Origin of the sequence: Rhodococcus sp. ARP2 (assembly GCF_001029585.1) — a bacterium.
In the GTDB taxonomy this organism is placed as follows: Bacteria; Actinomycetota; Actinomycetes; order Mycobacteriales; family Mycobacteriaceae; genus Rhodococcus_F; species Rhodococcus_F erythropolis.
This window is the reverse complement of sequence record NZ_LEKE01000095.1, coordinates 17,967-35,592: the sequence shown is the minus strand read 5'-3', so window position 1 is coordinate 35,592 and position 17,626 is coordinate 17,967. Positions and strand designations below refer to the sequence as shown.

At 60.2% G+C, this 17,626-nt stretch carries 17 protein-coding genes and 1 pseudogene; 9 read left to right on the top strand and 9 right to left on the bottom strand.

What is annotated here, in order from left to right; translation table 11 throughout:
* Positions 1-55 precede the first annotated feature (55 nt).
* Both ABX74_RS25545 and ABX74_RS25540 read left to right on the top strand, forming a co-directional pair.
* Entirely contained in the window at positions 56-1,873 is a 1,818-nt protein-coding gene (locus ABX74_RS25545; protein WP_021346139.1) for an ABC transporter substrate-binding protein/permease, read from the top strand.
* A 4-nt stretch (positions 1,874-1,877) separates the two neighbouring features.
* On the top strand, positions 1,878-2,624 hold the full coding sequence (locus tag ABX74_RS25540; RefSeq protein ID WP_019746137.1) for an amino acid ABC transporter ATP-binding protein: 747 nt from the start codon (positions 1,878-1,880) through the stop codon (positions 2,622-2,624).
* Here the strand turns inward: ABX74_RS25540 and ABX74_RS25535 are convergent.
* Positions 2,610-3,473 (bottom strand): annotated as a pseudogene (locus ABX74_RS25535) (DUF6596 domain-containing protein); the annotation flags it as partial. The gene ABX74_RS25540 and the pseudogene ABX74_RS25535 overlap by 15 nt on opposite strands.
* A 48-nt stretch (positions 3,474-3,521) precedes the next feature.
* Between ABX74_RS25535 and ABX74_RS29735 the strand changes: the two are divergent.
* The 7 genes from ABX74_RS29735 (at position 3,522) to ABX74_RS25505 (ending at position 9,558) form a co-directional block, all read left to right on the top strand.
* The gene (locus tag ABX74_RS29735; protein WP_020909783.1) at positions 3,522-4,055 is read left to right on the top strand and encodes a hypothetical protein; all 534 of its coding nucleotides are present in this window, start codon (positions 3,522-3,524) and stop codon (positions 4,053-4,055) included.
* A 74-nt stretch (positions 4,056-4,129) separates the two neighbouring features.
* Positions 4,130-4,876 carry a hypothetical protein gene (locus ABX74_RS25530; RefSeq protein ID WP_053062081.1) on the top strand — a complete coding sequence of 249 codons (747 nt, stop codon included), beginning with the start codon at positions 4,130-4,132 and terminating at the stop codon, positions 4,874-4,876.
* Positions 4,877-5,266: 390 nt separating this feature from the next.
* A complete protein-coding gene (locus ABX74_RS25525; RefSeq protein ID WP_047889982.1) occupies positions 5,267-6,742 on the top strand; it encodes a 2-hydroxymuconic semialdehyde dehydrogenase in 1,476 nt (491 codons plus the stop codon).
* A gap of 43 nt (positions 6,743-6,785) precedes the next feature.
* Entirely contained in the window at positions 6,786-7,559 is a 774-nt protein-coding gene (locus ABX74_RS25520) for a 2-keto-4-pentenoate hydratase (protein ID WP_020909786.1), read from the top strand.
* Positions 7,556-8,038 (top strand): RidA family protein, encoded by a 483-nt coding sequence (locus tag ABX74_RS25515; protein ID WP_020909787.1) that lies wholly within the window; start codon positions 7,556-7,558, stop codon positions 8,036-8,038. The genes ABX74_RS25520 and ABX74_RS25515 overlap by 4 nt, the downstream gene beginning before the upstream one ends.
* Entirely contained in the window at positions 8,035-8,556 is a 522-nt protein-coding gene (locus ABX74_RS25510; RefSeq protein ID WP_020909788.1) for a 3-hydroxyanthranilate 3,4-dioxygenase, read from the top strand. The genes ABX74_RS25515 and ABX74_RS25510 overlap by 4 nt, the downstream gene beginning before the upstream one ends.
* A gap of 3 nt (positions 8,557-8,559) precedes the next feature.
* On the top strand, positions 8,560-9,558 hold the full coding sequence (locus tag ABX74_RS25505; protein WP_020909789.1) for an amidohydrolase family protein: 999 nt from the start codon (positions 8,560-8,562) through the stop codon (positions 9,556-9,558).
* Here the strand turns inward: ABX74_RS25505 and ABX74_RS25500 are convergent.
* The 8 genes from ABX74_RS25500 to ABX74_RS25465 all read right to left on the bottom strand — a co-directional run bounded on the left by ABX74_RS25500 (position 9,555) and on the right by ABX74_RS25465 (position 17,572).
* Positions 9,555-10,544, bottom strand: coding sequence for a LysR substrate-binding domain-containing protein (locus tag ABX74_RS25500; protein WP_020909790.1), 990 nt, complete (start codon positions 10,542-10,544; stop codon positions 9,555-9,557). The two genes, ABX74_RS25505 and ABX74_RS25500, sit on opposite strands and share 4 nt — an antisense overlap.
* An 84-nt stretch (positions 10,545-10,628) precedes the next feature.
* Positions 10,629-11,597: a zinc-binding alcohol dehydrogenase family protein gene (locus ABX74_RS25495; RefSeq protein WP_020909791.1), complete on the bottom strand. Its 969-nt coding sequence runs from the start codon at positions 11,595-11,597 to the stop codon at positions 10,629-10,631.
* Between the two features lie 149 nt (positions 11,598-11,746).
* Positions 11,747-12,163 carry an organic hydroperoxide resistance protein gene (locus ABX74_RS25490; protein WP_020909792.1) on the bottom strand — a complete coding sequence of 139 codons (417 nt, stop codon included), beginning with the start codon at positions 12,161-12,163 and terminating at the stop codon, positions 11,747-11,749.
* A gap of 1 nt (position 12,164) precedes the next feature.
* Positions 12,165-12,971, bottom strand: coding sequence for an aspartate/glutamate racemase family protein (locus ABX74_RS25485; RefSeq protein ID WP_020909793.1), 807 nt, complete (start codon positions 12,969-12,971; stop codon positions 12,165-12,167).
* Positions 12,972-13,048: 77 nt separating this feature from the next.
* Positions 13,049-14,488: an aldehyde dehydrogenase family protein gene (locus ABX74_RS25480; RefSeq protein ID WP_020909794.1), complete on the bottom strand. Its 1,440-nt coding sequence runs from the start codon at positions 14,486-14,488 to the stop codon at positions 13,049-13,051.
* Between the two features lie 71 nt (positions 14,489-14,559).
* Complete coding sequence (locus ABX74_RS25475) at positions 14,560-16,167, bottom strand: ATP-dependent acyl-CoA ligase (RefSeq protein ID WP_223258006.1); 1,608 nt, start codon at positions 16,165-16,167, stop codon at positions 14,560-14,562.
* Complete coding sequence (locus ABX74_RS30220) at positions 16,164-16,487, bottom strand: Zn-ribbon domain-containing OB-fold protein (RefSeq protein WP_041815448.1); 324 nt, start codon at positions 16,485-16,487, stop codon at positions 16,164-16,166. Before ABX74_RS30220 ends, ABX74_RS25475 begins: the two co-directional genes overlap by 4 nt.
* Positions 16,484-17,572, bottom strand: a complete 1,089-nt coding sequence (locus ABX74_RS25465) for a thiolase family protein (RefSeq protein WP_223258005.1) — start codon at positions 17,570-17,572, stop codon at positions 16,484-16,486. Before ABX74_RS25465 ends, ABX74_RS30220 begins: the two co-directional genes overlap by 4 nt.
* Positions 17,573-17,626 lie beyond the last annotated feature (54 nt).

The following is a 17,626-nucleotide window of genomic DNA, read 5'->3' as shown; positions in this document are numbered from 1 at the left end:
AACTGTCAACAGTTCTACACGGAGAAATGGCTACCCTTAGGTTTACGCTGCTCGCATGTTTTCTTCCGTCGCAGCGAAGATCCGCCTGGTGGTGGCACTGCTCCTCACTGCCCTCCTGGCGTTGACTCTGTCATCGTGCTCGAGTGGCTCGGATTCGTCGGCAGCCCCCACAGACCTGTGTGCACCTCCAGGAGTGGGAGCCGCAACCGCGGCGCCCACCAATCTGGATGCGGCAGCGGGTGCGGGCGCCGAAGACCGCTACACCACGGCCACCGTCACCCCGGTCGATCGGATCGACACCTCGAAGCTGAACTTGATCAAACCCGGGGTCATCACGGTCGGCACGCTCGGTGACGCGCCCCCGAGCATCTGCGTCAACTCCGAGAATCAGTACACCGGATACGACAACGAGCTGCTGAAGGCCGTCGCGGACAAGCTGGGCCTGAAGGTCGAGTTCGTCGGCACCGAGTTCGCCGGGCTCCTCGCCCAGGTTGCCGGTCGACGCTTCGACGTCGGCTCGTCGTCCATCACCACCACAGACGACCGTCGCAACACCGTCGGCTTCACCAACGGTTACGACTTCGGATACTTCTCCCTCGTCGTGCCTAACGGCAGCCCGATCACCGGCTTCGGAGACCTGGACGCATCAAAGCGCATCGGCGTCGTGCAGGGAACCGTGCAGGACGACTACGTCGTGAACACGCTCAAGCTCGATCCCGTGAAGTTTCCCGACTACGCCACGGCGTACGCGAACCTCAAATCCGGACAGATCGACGCCTGGGTAGCTCCGTCTCAGCAGGCCGAAGGCGCAATCGCTCCCGGTGACCCGACCTCGATCATCCAGAACACCTTCTCGGTCAACAACTTCGTCGGCTGGGCGGTGAACAAGGAAAACCAGCCGCTGATCGACGCCCTCAACTCGGGCCTCGACGCAGTCATCGACGACGGAACCTGGTCTCAGCTGTACGCCGACTGGGTACCGCGCCAACTCCCTGAAGGCTGGAAGCCCGGATCCAAGGCTGCGGCCACTCCGGAACTGCCCGACTTCGCAGCCATTGCCGCGGAAAACGCAGCAAACGGTGACGGTGGCGATACCGCGTCGTACCAACCGAAGTCGACGCTCGAACAGCTCAAGGACACGTTCTTCGACTGGGATCTGTACAAGAAGGCATTCCCCGATCTCCTCAAGACCGGTCTTCCCAACACCCTGATCCTTGCGCTCGCGTCTGGCATCATCGGCACGGTCCTCGGCATGCTGCTCGCTGTCGCCGGTATCTCGCGCACCCGTTGGCTGCGCTGGCCGGCCCGCGTCTACACCGATATCTTCCGTGGCCTGCCCGCCGTCGTCATCATCTTGATCATCGGGCTCGGCGTCGGACCGATCGTCAAGGGAATCACCGGCAGCAATCCGTACTGGCTGGGCGTCGCGGCGCTGTCACTGCTCGCGTCGGCATACATCGGTGAGATCTTCAGATCCGGTATCCAGAGCGTCGAGTCCGGGCAGCTCGAGGCTTCCCGCGCCCTCGGCTTCAGCTACCGCAAGTCCATGTCGCTGGTCGTCATCCCGCAGGGTGTACGACGCGTTCTGCCGGCGTTGATGAACCAGTTCATCTCGCTGATCAAGGACTCGTCGCTGATCTACTTCCTCGGTCTCCTCGTCACCCAGCGGGAGCTCTTTGCCGTCGGACGTGATCTCAACGCCCAGACCGGCAGCCTGTCCCCGCTCGTTGCGGCAGGCTTGTTCTACCTTGCTCTGACCATCCCGCTGACGCACCTCGTCAACTACATCGACAACCGGCTCCGGACCGGACGCGCCGACACTTCAGGCACGTTGGATCCGCTCGAGCAAGCCATCGTCGTGGAAAGGGGCTGAGGACATGACCACCAGCTCTGAACTGAAGTCCGTATCACTCACCGGCAAGGACCTGCATCTGTCCTTCGGTGCCAACAAGGTTCTTCGCGGCGTCAACCTGCACGTCGACGCCGGAAACACCGTCACCGTCATTGGGCCCTCCGGTTCGGGCAAGTCGACGCTCCTGCGCGTGCTGAACCGTCTGCACGAGCCTGAGCAGGGTGACGTGCTGCTCGACGGGAAGTCCGTCCTGAAGGACAATCCCGACGAGCTTCGCCAGCGAATCGGCATGGTGTTCCAGCACTTCAACCTGTTCCCGCACAAGACCGTCGCCGAGAACATCGCGCTCGGGCCGAACAAGCTCAAGGGGTTGTCCAAGGAACAAGCTCGGGCGCTCGCGCTCGAGCAGCTGGATCTGGTGGGGCTCAAGGAGAAGGCGGACTCGCGGCCCGGCAACCTTTCCGGTGGTCAGCAGCAGCGCGTCGCCATTGCCCGCGCCTTGGCGATGAAGCCCGAGGTCATGTTCTTCGACGAGGCGACGTCAGCTCTCGACCCCGAACTGGTCAAGGGTGTTCTGGCGTTGATGGCCGATCTCGCGAAGTCCGGTATGACCATGGTCGTCGTGACGCACGAAATGGGCTTCGCGCGTTCCGTTTCCGACAAGGTGCTCTTCATGGACCGCGGCGCCGTTGTCGAAACCGGTACTCCTGAACAGCTTTTCGACGATCCCGAGACCGATCGACTGCAGGCGTTCCTGTCACAGGTTCTCTGACCCAGGACGCTTCAGAGATCGACGGGCGTTGATCCTCGACGCCTGAAGCATCAGATGGTCACGTTCGGCGAGGTTGGATGCCTTGTGCGCTGCATCGGCATACAACCTCGCCGCCGTCTCCACGTCTCCGTCGCGTTCACGGAGATAGGCCTCGACTGCGGCATGGCGTGGAAGTGAATCGTCCAGCGCTGCAAGAGCTGCCAAGCCGGCGCGTGGTCCGTCTGCCTCGCCGACCGCCACCGCTCGGTTGAGCCGGACGATCGGGCTGTCGGTCAGGGCTGCGAGTTCGTCGTACCACTCCACGATCTGCACCCAATCGGTCTCGTCTGCTGTGAGAGCGTCGGCATGAAGTGCGGCAATCGCGGCCTGGGCCTGGAACTCGCCCAGTCGGTCGCGAGCGAGGGCTCCCTGAAGGATCACGACCCCTTCCGCGATCGTCTCGGTGTCCCACCGTCCGCGGTCCTGCTCGGCAAGCGGAATCAGGTTGTCGTCTGCGGCAGTGCGCGCGGCGCGGCGAGCGTGATGAAGCAGCATCAGAGCGAGCAACCCCGCCACCTCGGGATGATCGATCGCAGCGGCGAGCTGCCGGGTGAGCCTGATGGCCTCGGCAGCCAGGTCGACGTCGCCGGAGTACCCCTCGTTGAAGACCAGATAAAGGACACGTAGAACGGTGGCGACATCGCCGGGTTGCTCGAACCGGACGCCGGAGACCGTGCGCTTGGCTCGGCTGATGCGCTGAGCCATCGTCGCTTCGGGCACCAGGTAGGCCTGCGCAATCTGGCGAGTGGTCAGCCCACCGACAGCGCGCAGCGTGAGTGCAACGGCGGACGACCGCGTCAACGACGGGTAATTGAACTCGTTGACGCCCCATGGATCTTGCAACCGAGCGTCGATTCGATGCGTTCTCGGCTCGTCCAGGGAACGGTGCGCGACGAGTCCGCTTCGCTAGCCAACCGAGTTCAGCACGTCGCAAAAGAACGAGGCATGGAGGTCAGCTTCGAGGACGCCCACGATGCCGTGGTCTATGTCCATTCCTCCAGGTATCTCGCCGAGGTAGGCAAAAACTCAAGCGACCTCGACTTGGGCTCGGCACGCTCACAGGCAGTCGTGAGGGATCTGCCACCCGCGGTCGACAATCGTGTCAATCGTGACTTCGATGTAGCCGACGATTCTTCAGAAAGCGGGGCAGACAGGTCACATGCACGCGCCTCTGGTTCCTATACCGACGCACCACGTGAGCCTGCCGAGAGTGGTGCTGAACCTGTCGGAGAACAGGCTCCCACGGTCGCCAAAGATCGCTTGAACACTGTCGCGGTCGATGACGGAGTCCGCATCGATCCACTCGCGGCTGCTGCGGCACCAGCGAAGAATCAGTCCAAGCGCAGGTCCGAGCCCACCGCGCCGAAGCCGGATCACGCGTCCACGATCTAGCCGCGTGGCTGACCCAAACCGCGGAACGCCGCAACAGCGGACAGAAGGTCACAGCCGCCAAACCCATCAAAGAAGTGCTCGGACACTTCAAGAGCGCACCGATCGACCAGACCCGAATCCAGGTTCTCGCCGCCGCCGCCGCTGCCCGCCATCTCGAAGGCGAGCAATCAACCAACGCACAGCGACTCAACCAACTCGTCCAGGACAACGACGCCCGACTGAACGCAATACGCGACCACGAGCGCCGCAGCGCAGCTCTCGAACACAAAGCGAACGGATCCTCCCGCGAAGAGATCGACGCTTGGGATCAAGAACGGATCCAACGCGATGCATCCACCGATCGCCAGGTCTTCAACGCCGCCGCAGCCGTCGCCGCGGGGTACGTCGCAGCCCGAGGACTACCGGCCTACGATCAGCTCGCACAGCTGTCCGACTCCCAACTCGGACCTCTCCCCGAAGCGCCGACCCCGGAAACAGATCCGCAGACACCGACACAACGTGGACCGTCCAAAACCGAAAACGTCAAGGGCGTGCTCGACTCCGTCGGTGGCGGGCTTGCCCAAGCCGTTGGTCCGGTCGCCGGCGACGACGAAGTCGCCGCCAACCTCTCACCGATTAACCTCACGCAGGCCGCCGAGGAACTCGCGCAACTGGCGGCATCCATCGCCCCGGCCATGAAAGCGGCAATGGGCAGCCACCCTCGATCGATCAAAGAGCTACTGAACATCGAGCAGACTCCGGACGAGGAAAACGAAGTCGCGTTCGAGCAAGACCCAGCACGACGCCGTGAATCGGAACGCGAATCCGAATACGCGCTGTAGCGAGCAAAAAGCCGTATAGACAACATCGACGTCGTCCCGGATCCGGGACGGCGTCAGTCATTTCGTATGCGGCTAAGAAGGGAAGATCCTGCTACGCCAGTATCGATCCGCGATTGCCGGGAACTGTTGTCCTGATCCTATCGAGTATCGGCGGTAGACAACGTAATTCCGTCAGATACCTCGAGGAGTGAATGCTATTCGGTGAAGAGACGTACATCCGCTTCAGGAGTTTGGGTTCGTCGTAGATATTTCTCTTCCAGGCTGAAATCTGTGATGAAGGCAACGAATTATCGTGGACGCCCAGTCCCATACACAGGCTATGTCATTGGTGCATACGAGATCGCAGTTTTTGCATTTGTTTGAAACATGTTGCGGGCCAATAGTTAGTCCATGACCTCACAATGCGACGGATGGATCCGCAACTACGTGGATGGCTCCTACGTCGAACCCGACGCGTCGTCGAGCTTCGACCAGGTGGACCCCGCAACCGGCCGTGTTCTTGCCAAGGTCCATGAGGCCGACAAGGCCCTGGTCGATCGGGCCGTGACCTCGGCCAGACGCGCTCTGGACAACGGTTGGGCCGATACGCCGGTCCGAGAGCGGACGGCTCTGCTGCGACGCGCCGCCGACCGGATCGAGGAGCGATTCGAGGAATTTGTCGCCGCGGAAATGGCGGACACCGGCAAGCCGATCACGCAGGCACGCGAACTCGACGTCGCGCGCGCCCTCACGAACTTCCGTACGTTTGCCGACATCGTCGCCGCAGCGGGGCAGGAATCGTTTGTCACGGATCTGGCCGGCGGAAAGCAGGCGCTGAACTACGCGATCCGCAAGCCGCTCGGTGTGGTCGCCGTCATCGTGCCGTGGAACCTGCCACTGCTTCTCCTGACCTGGAAGGTGGCGCCCGCGCTGGCGTGCGGAAACTCCGTGGTGGTCAAGCCTTCCGAAGAGACCCCGGCGACGGCGTCGTTGCTGGCCGAGGTACTCGAAGAAGTCGGCCTGCCTGCCGGCGTCTACAACGTCGTACACGGATTCGGTGCGAATTCTGCGGGCGAGTTCCTCACCACCCACCCCGGTATTGACGGTGTCACCTTCACCGGATCTTCGGCAACCGGCTCGCACGTCATGAAAACCGTTGCACCACGGGTGCGTCCGGTCTCGTTCGAGCTCGGCGGAAAGAACGCCGCGATCGTGTTCGACGACGTCGACATCGACGAAGCGCTGACAGGTCTGACCAAATCGGTGTTCACCAACACAGGCCAGGTCTGCCTGTGCACCGAACGGGTGTACGTGCACCGCAGCATTTTCGACGACATCGCCGGTGGACTTGTCGAGCGGGCAGCAGGATTGCGTCTGGGTGACCCGACGCTCACTGCGACGACGACAGGCCCGCTCATCTCGCAGGCACACCGGAAGAAGGTTCTCGACTACTTCGAGATCGCCGAGCAGGAGGGCGCGAAAGTGCTTACCGGTGGCGGAATTCCGGATCTCGGACAGGAACTGTCCGGTGGATCGTGGATCGAACCGACGCTGTGGACTGGCTTGACCAACAAGAATCGCGTCGTGCGCGAGGAGATCTTCGGACCCGTCGCAGCACTCATCCCGTTCGATACCGAGGCAGAAGCGATCGCCTTGGCAAACGACACCGAGTACGGCTTGGCGGCCTCCGTGTGGACCAACGACCTGCGCCGCGGACACCGCGTCGCCCAGAAGATGAACGTCGGAATCTCCTGGGTCAACACGTGGTTCACCCGTGAACTGCGATCCCCCTTCGGCGGCATGGGCCTGTCCGGCATCGGACGTGAGGGTGGCGAGTCCTCGCTGCACTTCTACACCGAACCGACAAATGTGTGTGTGCAACTGTGAACATCGAAACCGCAGGAAGTTCCAGAGAAATGAGCGAGGCGTCATGACAGCCCCAGAAGACACCGCATCCGCGCTCGCGCGTCGCCTCGACGACGCTGCGCAGAGCCGCACCGACACTCCGAGCCTCGCCGACGATCACACTATCGACATCGACGACGCCTACCGGATTCAGAACGAACTCCTCGAACGACGCACTGCCCGTGGCGAATCGGTGGTGGGCATCAAGCTCGGCTTCACCAGCGCTGCCAAGATGGCGCAGATGGGTGTCTCCGAAGTGATCGTCGGGCAGTTGACCGACGCGATGGCGGCGGAGGACGGCGGTGACCTGGAACTATCGACGTTCATCCACCCCAAGATCGAACCCGAAGTCGCGTACCGACTGTCGAAGGACGTCGATCTCGACGACCCGAGCGTGGACATCGAATCCTGCGTCGACGCTGTTGCTCCGGCGATGGAGATCATCGATTCGCGCTACCGCGACTTCCGCTTCACCTACACCGACGTTGTCGCCGACAACACCAGTGCCGCCGGATATGTCATCGGCCCGTGGCAGTCGATGCGCAGTGCCGCGAACTTGGTGGTGCGCATGGAGGTAGGAAGCGAAACGGTAACCGGTTCCACGGCAGCAATCCTCGGAGATCCCGTGCACGCGTTGCATGCCCTGGTGGATATCGCCCGCCGTCGGCACATTCCGCTCCGGGCCGGCTACGTGATTCTGGCCGGCGCAGCGACTGCTGCCGTGCGACTCGACGAGGGAGTCGCACAGTGCAGCATCGACGGACTGGGTACCGTCTCGGTGAATGGTGTACGGCGATGAGTGGGGCGCAGGTCATCGAGAAGCTGGCAAAGCCTCGCGGAAAGTTCCCGCACGTCAAGGTGGTAGGTGACTTCGTCTACGTCTCCGGCACCAGTTCCCGCCGGCCCGACAATACGTTTGTCGGCGTCGAGGTCGACGAGATGGGCACCACGGCGCTCGACATTCGCGCGCAGACACGCGCAGTCATCGAGAACATCGCGGCGATCCTCGCCGAGGTGGGTGGTGAACTGCGTGATCTGGTTCAGGTCACGTCATACCTGGTGTCGATGAACGACTTCGGCGGATACAACGAGGTCTACGCCGAACTATTCGATGAAAACGGTCCGACGAGAACCACAGTGGCAGTTCACCAATTGCCCCACCCGCACTTGCTCATCGAGATATCCGGTGTGGCATACGTGCCTGCCTCCCGACGGCTGTCAATCGAGAACCCCGCCGCCCGGCGGCTGTCAATCGAGAACACGGAGAACCCATCATGACCACTATTCCTCCCGTCATCGACTTCAAGAAATGGATCGACGACAACCGCCACCTGCTGCAGCCACCGGTCAACAACCAGACGATGGCACTCGGAGACGACTTCATCGTGCAGGTTGTCGGTGGGCCCAACCAGCGGACCGACTACCACCTCGACCCGTACGAGGAGTGGTTCTACCAGGTCGAGGGCGACATCCACGTCAACGTCATGACCGAAGACGGACCGGTGCGGGTCGACATCCGCGAGGGCGAGAGCTGGTTGCTGCCGGGAAACCTGCCGCATTCACCGCAGCGCCCCACCTCGGGATCGATCGGCCTGGTGATCGAAAGAGTGAGACAGGAAGGAACATTGGAGCACTTCCAGTGGTACTGCCTGGAGTGCAATCACAAGATCTACGAAGTCGAACTTCAGGTGCGCGACATCGTGGCCGACCTTCCGCCCGTCTTTGTCACGTTCTACGAGAGTGAAGACGCCCGCACGTGTGACAAGTGCGGCACGCTCCATCCCGGCAAGGGCTGAGCGATGAGCAACATGATCGACATCCACACCCACTACGTGCCCAACGGGTGGCCCGATCTCACGGCTGATGCCGGCCCGGACGCGCCGTGGCTGAAAGTGGAGTCGGAAACCGAAGCCATGATCATGATGGGCACCAAGGAGTTCCGACGGATCCAGTCCGACGCCTGGGACGCCGAGGTGCGCCTGCGTGACATGGATGCCGACGGTATCCATACCCAGGTCGTCTCGCCGACACCGGCATTCTTCAACTACGGCCGAACAGGCGAGCAGGCCAGTCGTATCTCTCGGATCTTCAACGACCTGGCGCTCGAGATCGTCGAACCGGCAAAAGATCGACTTATCCCGTTCTGTCAGGTTCCGTTGCAGGACACCGATGCAGCGTGCCGCGAACTCGAACGATGCATCGCCAACGGGCACCAAGGCGTCGAGATCGGCAATCACGTCGGCGACCTCGATCTCGACAGCGAAGGAGTCGTGACATTCCTGCAGCACTGCGCGTCACTGGATGTTCCGGTCTTCGTGCACCCGTGGGACATGGCGTCCTCACCGCGCCTGGATCGGTGGATGGCGCAGTGGCTCACCGCAATGCCCGCAGAAACACATCTGTCGATACTCGCGCTGATCCTCGGCGGCGTGTTCGACAAGATCGACGACCGACTCAAGATCGGATTTGCCCACGGCGGCGGATCCTTCGCGTTCTGGCTCGGCCGGATGGAAAACGCCTGGCACGGTCGCAACGACATTATCGGTACATCGGAATTCCCGCCGTCACACTATCTCGGTAGGTTCTACGTGGATTCCGTCGTCTTCGACGAACGCGCATTGCGACTACTGGTCGACACAGTGGGCGTTGACCGGGTGATGGTGGGAAGTGACTACCCGTATCCCCTCGGCGAGCGGCCGGTGGGTGAGGTGGTTCGCAAGAGCGAGTTCTTGGACGAAACTGCGCGCCAACTGATCTCACGGGGAAACGCCGAACGCTTCCTCGGATTGGTGAACTAGCGGTACGTTGCTGGCACGCTGTGATGATCGACCGGATTTGCGCTCCCACGATCATTGCAGCGTCGCAGTGTCATCTCATGCGCGACCGCGGTCAGAGAAGCGATGAAGGCTTGGGCCGTCGGAGTCGCGATTCGCGATGAGGTTCGAGTCGTTCCAACGTTGTGGCCGATCCTTCCGAGTGAAATCGGGAGGGACGTCAATCGTGCATCATCGCGTGCGAGAAGGTCCGGCAGCACAGCGATCATGTCGGTCTCGATTACCAATTGGCGAATGGTGAGGTACGAGGTGGTCTCTACCCGATTCTCGGGTAGGGCCAGCTTGTTGTCTGCGAAGAATTCCTCGAGTTCTGTACGTAGGGCGGTCTCGATACTCGGCAGTATCCACGGGTAGTCGACAGTATCGCTGAGATGTACATTTTCGCCCGCGGCAAGCGGATGATTGGCGCGGGCAATAAGTTGGACGGATTCGGTATAGAGCGTTTCGCGCATGAACGTATGGTCGGTCGGCGCGGTCAATCGGCCGACGATAATGTCAATCGCTCCTGCTTCGAGATCCGTGAGGAGTTGTTCGGGGGTTCCCTCACGCACGACGACCATCAGAAGTGGGTGGTGTGCTTTCAGGTGCGCGATCGCACCGGGTAGTAGCATGCTCGAACCGGCCAGATGACTGCCCACTACAACAGTTCCACGATCGGCATCTGCCAATTCGACTAGGTGCCGACCAGTCTCGGCCAATTGGGCGATTATCCCCCGTGAGTGCGTTGCGAAGGCCGTCCCGAAGACAGTGGGGGTGACTCCGCGTGGGCCTCGTTCGAATAGCGTGACCCCGAGAATTCTCTCGATATCGTGCAAGCTGCGTGTGGCGACAGGCTGACTGATGTGTAGTTCGGCGGCTGCTCCGATAACGGTTCCCCGCCGGGTGAGGGCATCGACTAACAATAGATGACGGATCTTCAGCCGGCCATCGAGAAGCTTGGGCATGTCCATTTCAATCCGTTTCCTTCTCCGCAACAGTCAGACCTGCGTTTCGATAGCGCTTTGACGATGAAGGGTGATCAGTATGTGACCGTTTCATCGATGAGTGGGGAGCGCATTTGGAACTAGTACGGCACGACCGGTGAGCTGTCCGCTACCCAACGCTTCGAGTGCTTCCGAGATTTCGGTCAGCGGAAACTCTTGAACGGGACTGACAAGTTCTCCCGCTATGATCATTTCGCTCATCAATGGAGCGAGTGCTGCTTGTTCCTTGGCACGCCGGATCATGTTGACCGGAAGGATCTTTACGTCTGACATCAAGAAATTCGGTAGATGCAGGGTGACGTTTGAGCCGTGGGTGTACCCCACCAGTGCAGCTCGTCCGCCCGGCGTAACTCGTTCGAGGAGACTGGGGAGATTGGGTCCCCCGACAGTGTCGATCAGCACATCGAATTTACGTAGTGAGTTCAATTGCGATGTAACTGCCTCGGCCGATCCCACGATCGGCTGGACTCCAGCTGGCAATCGCTGGGCCTTCGAGCCCGTCGAGACAATCCCAGTGACGTTGGCTGCACCGGCTCTCATCGCGAATTGGGATGCGATCGATCCGACCGCCCCTGCTGCACCCGAAACGAGAACCCGTTCTCCGGGCGCGATCGCTGTGATGTCTTTGACAGCAACATATCCCGTCGTGCATGGTACCAAGAAAGTTGCAGCTACAGAGGGTTCTAGCCGGTCGTCGACCGCTGTCAGAGCTGAGTCGCCCACGACGGCATACTCCGCCCAGCAACCGTCTCGTTTCAATCCGATTCCGCCTCCCCGTATGAGAACTTTTGTTCCCATTGCGAATTCGTCCGACTCGAGCACCTCGCCCACGCCATCTGTGCCCCCGATGTGCGGCAGTGTGGGTATTACAGCGAATGTCCCACTGGCGATTGTCACGTCGAGGTGGCTGACGGCAGCCGCCTCGATCCGCACGAGTGATTCTCCTGTGCCGCGAGACGGTAGTGCAATCTCTTCGATTACAGGACTTTCTCCGAACCGGTGTAGCCGCGCTGCGCGCATGATGCCTTCCACGTGGATTGAACGGCAATCGCTCGCCGACAGTTCTTTCGCAAAATCCAGTGCGCCGGATCCAGATCGATTTCCGGAGATTTCGGATGAGATCGATCTGGATTCCGTACACGCTGAATCAGTGTGAATCTGAACGCAAATTACTGCACTGTGATCGCCACGTTGATATTTCCGCGAACAGCTTTGGAATAGGGGCACTTCTGGTGAGCCCCTTCGGCGATTTCTCGTGCTTGGTCCTCGTCAACGCCGGGGAGGTTGACGAGCAACTCCACCGACAACCCGAAGCCCTCACCCGAATCTGCGATGGTCACGCGACTGGTGACGGTGGGATCGACCAGTCGAACCTTGTGCACGCGTGCTACTGATGACAGTGCCGAAAGGAAGCAGCCGGCATATCCGGCTGCGAACAGTTGTTCAGGGTTGCTACCGCCGCCAGCCCCACCGATGCCTACCGGGATTCCTAGATTCAGGTCGATCAGTCCGTCATCCGAACTGACATGGCCGTTGCGGCCGTTTCCATCGGCGGTGGCCTCTGCGGTGTACTTGAGTTCGGTCATATCAGCTCTCTTTTCCGACTAGTGCGAGGAGTTCGTTTACAGCTTGTTGCGATGCGCGCGCGTAGGTTCCGCCTCGCGAAACAGGCGTGCCGGTGACTTTGGCGATGCTGAGTGCAGCTTCAACTTGTTTTACAGCGAGAAAGGTTGGATTGGCGATCAGTGCGCCCTCTACGTGCAGATCGACATCGTCAACGCTGAGTAGTGCGAACAGTCCACCAGCCGACATGACAACGTCAACGCGACTGTCGCGGATCATGGATTCAGCGGCGTCTACGAACATTGCTCGAATTTCACGATAGGCGGCCGGGTCGTCATAAGCGGCTACGGCCTGGTCCGGCGTTATCCGCATGTAACGAACATCGACGACACGACTTTCGAGACCATATCGACGGATCTGTTCATCGTGCCACGGCAGATAGACCGGGTCGATGGAGACTATTCCGACTCGCCCGCCAAGCATGCAAGCCTGGTGCATGCTTGCCTCGCCGTGCCCGACGACCGGGATATCAACGGCTGTTCGGGCTTCGAATAGGCATGCATCTTGGAAATGGCCGACCAGGACGGCATCGAATCCTTCACGCTCAGCCTCGATGATTCCTGCGACAGACTGCACACCGCAACGTAACTCGCTCAGCCGGCCGAGTTGGGTATCGGCCGGACTGATTCCGCGTACCTCGAAAGTTATTCCAGGTGAGGAAATATCATCCAGATAACTCGCGAGACGGCGCAGGTATGGCTGGTGCAGTGCGGGATCGGTGAAGCTTTGATAAAGGATCCGCGCAGCAGGTGGATTTTCGTTTGATTGCATCGATTGTTCACTTTCATGTCGACGGCGAGGGCGGCTATATCGAACGTCTTTTTGGTTTCCTTGGATTGCTCGCTGTGTCAATTATGTTTTGCAGCAACAATGTTCGTCGTCTCAGTGTAGATATCGAGTGCCTGCCGCCAGGTCACTTGGCGGGGACCCTGCATCCTGATTTGTTGACTACTGGATCGAGGATGATCGAACCAAGAATTGAGCCACGCGATCTCTGTATCCATCTGCTCTGCGATGCGATGCCCGCGTGTCAAATCTGCGGTCCACACGGTTGCTGCAAGGCCGCCGCCTGTACGGTTGGCGCGTTCGATCACTTCGTCATCGCTGTCGAAAGGAAGGATCGTCGCAGAGGGCCCAAGGATCGGTTCCCGCATAGTCTGGACTGATTCTTTCGGTAATGCCCACAGGGTCGGTTCGAGCCAAAACCCGTCGGAAAATTCTCGCGGGACTGCGGTGCCTTTCCCGCTTGTCAGTCGGATGGCGCCGCTGCGTTCTGCCCGCACATAATTTTGCAGAACCCTGTCTTGGTGCGCACGGGAAATAGCTGGACCGAAGTCGGAGTTGGTCGATGTAGGTGACCCCGGCGTGAGTTGGTGTGCCCGAGCAACGAGCAATTCGCACATCTCATCGTAAATTGGCCGTTCGACGAAAACTGTTCCGATGCAGAGATCGAGTTGACCGGTGTTGAAGAAGACGGATCGAGCGATTCTCTCGGCTGTGCTTTCGAGATCGACGTCGGAAAACACGATGGCAGGGTTGTCGCCTCCCGCCCCAGAAGAAAATCGGTCTGAGCGATTATTCGTCTTTTTTCTGGTACCAGCGGAGAACAGTGTTCCGTCAAGTTTCGGATGGGCACTGAGAAGTTCGGCCGCCGAACCCAGCCCGAAGCCATGGACGACATTGAAGACACCCGGCGGAACGCCGGCAGATTCGACTATCTCGGCCATGACCGTGGCTGTTCCCGGCGTTTCCTCGGAGGGCTTTGCAACCACCGTATTTCCTGCCGCGAGTGCCGGTGCAAGCCTCCAAACCAGCGACAGCAAAGGCAAGCTCCAGGGGATGTCCATGCCGATTACGCCGAGCGGTCTGCGGACAGAATAGTTCGGAGCATCAGTTCGATCCACGCCGCCAGAGATCGACGATGTAGCACGCTCGGATAAAAGTGCATCCGCGCAGTCCCGGAAATGGTTTGCGGCCGTGACGATGTCGAAATCCCTGATTCGCGTCTCGGGCTGGCCGGTGTCTGCGACTTCGGCGTCGACGAGGTCGTCCGAACGGCATTCGATCTCGTCGGCGACGCTTCGCATCACGGCGCATCGATCGTCGATAGGCATCGTGTGCCAACTCGCGTTGAGGGACTTGCGCGCAGAGTCGACAGCCAGGTCAACGACCATCGCATCCGCCTCGTGAACCCAGGCGACAGGACGCCCGGTGGCTGGATCAATGGCAGCGAATGCGCCCTTGCCATCCACGAACTTACCGTTGATGTAGTTCTTGTACTCGCGCACGTGGTTATCCCCTGCAGATGTCGAGTTTGAAATTCTGTGTTCCCGAACCTGGATATGAGTTCAACGAGAGATCAGGTTGCGTGTGCGGTACGAGAGGCGGCTTCGCGGTCCCAGTCGGCCGCCGTGGCACCGAGCTCACGCAGAGAGGTCTTGCTGACCTTGCCGTTGGCAGTCATCGGGAGGGAGTGGTGGACAGAAATGAATCTGGGAATTGCAAAGTAGGCTAACCGCGGTTTGCAGAACGCAGCGACTTCATCGAAATCCAGCGCGGTACCGGGTTTGACGACTACAGCTGCCATTACTTCGTCTTCGCCCAGCTCCGATTCGACGGCGAATACTGCTGCATCGCCGATATCTGGATGCAATCGTAGGGTCTGCTCCACCTCGACGGAGGAAATGTTCTCTCCGCGGCGACGAATCACATCCTTGATCCGGTCTACGAAACGCACCCAGCCGTCGTAGTCGATTGCCACTCGATCTCCTGTGTGGAACCACAGGTCGTTCCACGCTTGCACAGTGGCTTCCGGCATTCTGAAATAACCCGAGGCGAATGCGAAGGGTTGTTCACTGCGCAGCAACAACTCGCCGGGTTCGCCTGGCTCGACGTCAATTCCGTGTTCGTCGACGACTCTGGCAATAAACCCGGGCTGGATCCGGCCCATATACCCGGGACGTTGTTCCTGTCGGGTTGCAGCCATGATCGAGTTGGTTTCCGTGGACCCGTAACCGTCGATGAGCGTGACACCGAAACGTTCACGGAACGGATCGACCAATCGTGCGGGAGTCGCGGGCGAGAGTGCTGCACGTACGCTGTGGGCGCGATCGGACGGACCTGCGGGTTTGCTGTCGAGGATGCTGACCATCGCACCCAACAGATAGGTGAAGGTAGCTCCGCTGCGCGCGACGTCGTCCCAGAACCGTGATGCCGAGAATCGCGGCCCCACGACGTAAGACGCTCCGGCAACTAGTGCCTGACTGAACGCGTTGAGTGCGTTGGTGTGAAAAAGTGGGAGGCACGTATAAAGGACGTCGTCAGCGGTGATTTCCAGCTGTTCGGTCACATTTCGGCCCCACCAGTAGAACTGTCCGTGGGGACACACCACGCCCTTGGATACCCCGGTGGTGCCCGACGTATACAGAATGACCGCAGGCTCGCCGGGAGCTATTTCTACCGGCGTCGCGCGTTCTGTCAGTACGGGATCGGGCATAGGTATCGTCCGCCACGGAAGGTCTGTTCGCTCGCTGTCCGCATCGATGAGCCAGACATCCGTGAGGTCATCCAAAGGCGGAATTGCCTGAACATGTTCAAGGAGAGTGGATTCGATGATCAGTAGGCTCGATTGAGAGTTACCGAGAATCTGATGAAGTTGCGCGCCACGGGCCGCAGTATTGATCGGCACCGCTATCGCGCCTATCCATCCGCAACCAAGGATGAAGTCCAGCAGCTCCGTCCGATTGTTCGACATCACGGCAACCCGATCACCCCGTTGTATGCCGTTGACGGAGAGCATATGTCCGACGCTCGACACAGCGTTCTGCATCTCTTCGGCGGTGCGATGTGTTTCGCCGAACGAGAGTAACGGTGCGTCCGGTGTCATTTGCGCACGCAACCGAAGCATCCCAGGCAGGGTCATTTCGGTCGGAGAGACATCATCGGGAAAACGTCGAGCGCTGTTCACTGGTCATCCTTTCCTGGTGAGCCGCGATCGGGAGCGGGAACGAAAGCGATCGGGCCGGTGTTGTCAGTGCTGTCGTCGGTGAGAGCGACCACGTCCCCGACTGCGACATCTGTGGGATGAAGGCGGGCGATGATTCGGAGATCCTTCTCGCATGCGACGGTGGCAATGGTGATGCCGTCGGCGGTGTGGGTAACCACTTCGACTGTCCCGGAATTGAGCTCGGTGTCGGCAAACTCCGATGATCCACAGTTCGGGCACAACAGCCGATAGGGGAATAGGTACTCGCTGCAGTGAAAGCAGCGTTGAACTGTGATACTCATACGGCCTCCAGGACTGCGACGTTGGCACACGAGCCATGGCGATAGAGCACCATGCCGTATCCGCTGACAACTCCGATCCTCGCGTCGACCTGTCGGCCGACCGCTTGGCCGTGGAGTTGACGCGCAACCTCGACGAGTCCGTGCATTCCGCCGGCAGACCCCGCCTGGCCGGCTGACAGTTGACCGCCGGATGTGTTGACGGGCAAGGCGTGCGTAGCTATCTTCTCTGCGATAAATGAGGACATATCTCGACCAGGATTCACGAAACCCATGTCTGCGAGTTGCGCAACGACCATCGACGGATAGTCGTCGTACACGCTGACGACGTCCACGTCTTCCGGTTCTACAGAGGCAAGTTCCCAGGCGCGAGGCGATACGTCGGCAAGTCCGGTCACCAATCCGTCGCCGCGCTGGTCGTCACTGTTGTACGAAGCTGTGACAGCGAGAATGCGAGCCCGTGGGCCGCTTGTTCCGCGCTCGTCGGCAGTGACGATGACGGCGTCTGCCCCTGTCACCGGTGGAACGCAGTCGTAACGTCCGAGTGGGGACGCCACCATCGGCGCAGCAAGATAGTCGTCGAGAGTGAGGATATTTCGGTAGACAGCTCCCGGATTCTTACTCGCCCAACGCCGTTGAGAGGTTACAACCTGGCCGTAGTCCGATCGTTCGAGGCCCAGCGCTTGCATCTGGCGTGTTGTCTGCATCGCGAACAACGCATTGGGCCCGGACATCGGGAGCGGCGCCAGATGATCTTCGGTGGCACTGTTGTAGTGAGCTACAAGGTGGGTAAACGCGTCCCTGTCCATCACATCCCCGGCTGCGAGCACGATCACCGATGCGTCACCTGCTTCGATGGCGCGAACGGCATGCTGCAGCATTCCTCCGGCGCTGGCACCCCCGTTGGTGTCTTGCATGAGCCAGGTCAGTCGCATCCCGAGACGCCATGCGAGATCGATCGCATGATCGGGTCCGAGTGTGAAACTGGAAACTCCGAACCCATCGACGTCATGGATACTCAAGTTTGCGTTTGCCAGCGCTCGAGCGACGGCATCGGCGATGATGGATGAGGTACTTGTTCCGGGCACCGGATACCGAGTATACGGAGACTCTCCGGTCCCAACTATGGATGCTGAACTGCT

Bases quoted from the DNA above. Each gene is read 5' to 3' on its own strand.
- ABX74_RS25545 (WP_021346139.1), top strand. From the start codon at position 56: ATGTTTTCTTCCGTCGCAGCGAAGATCCGCCTGGTGGTGGCACTGCTC.
- ABX74_RS25540 (WP_019746137.1), top strand. From the start codon at position 1,878: ATGACCACCAGCTCTGAACTGAAGTCCGTATCACTCACCGGCAAGGAC.
- ABX74_RS29735 (WP_020909783.1), top strand. From the start codon at position 3,522: ATGCGTTCTCGGCTCGTCCAGGGAACGGTGCGCGACGAGTCCGCTTCG.
- ABX74_RS25525 (WP_047889982.1), top strand. From the start codon at position 5,267: ATGACCTCACAATGCGACGGATGGATCCGCAACTACGTGGATGGCTCC.
- ABX74_RS25520 (WP_020909786.1), top strand. From the start codon at position 6,786: ATGACAGCCCCAGAAGACACCGCATCCGCGCTCGCGCGTCGCCTCGAC.
- ABX74_RS25515 (WP_020909787.1), top strand. From the start codon at position 7,556: ATGAGTGGGGCGCAGGTCATCGAGAAGCTGGCAAAGCCTCGCGGAAAG.
- ABX74_RS25510 (WP_020909788.1), top strand. From the start codon at position 8,035: ATGACCACTATTCCTCCCGTCATCGACTTCAAGAAATGGATCGACGAC.
- ABX74_RS25505 (WP_020909789.1), top strand. From the start codon at position 8,560: ATGAGCAACATGATCGACATCCACACCCACTACGTGCCCAACGGGTGG.
- ABX74_RS25500 (WP_020909790.1), bottom strand. From the start codon at position 10,544: ATGGACATGCCCAAGCTTCTCGATGGCCGGCTGAAGATCCGTCATCTA.
- ABX74_RS25495 (WP_020909791.1), bottom strand. From the start codon at position 11,597: ATGCGCGCAGCGCGGCTACACCGGTTCGGAGAAAGTCCTGTAATCGAA.
- ABX74_RS25490 (WP_020909792.1), bottom strand. From the start codon at position 12,163: ATGACCGAACTCAAGTACACCGCAGAGGCCACCGCCGATGGAAACGGC.
- ABX74_RS25485 (WP_020909793.1), bottom strand. From the start codon at position 12,971: ATGCAATCAAACGAAAATCCACCTGCTGCGCGGATCCTTTATCAAAGC.
- ABX74_RS30220 (WP_041815448.1), bottom strand. From the start codon at position 16,487: ATGAGTATCACAGTTCAACGCTGCTTTCACTGCAGCGAGTACCTATTC.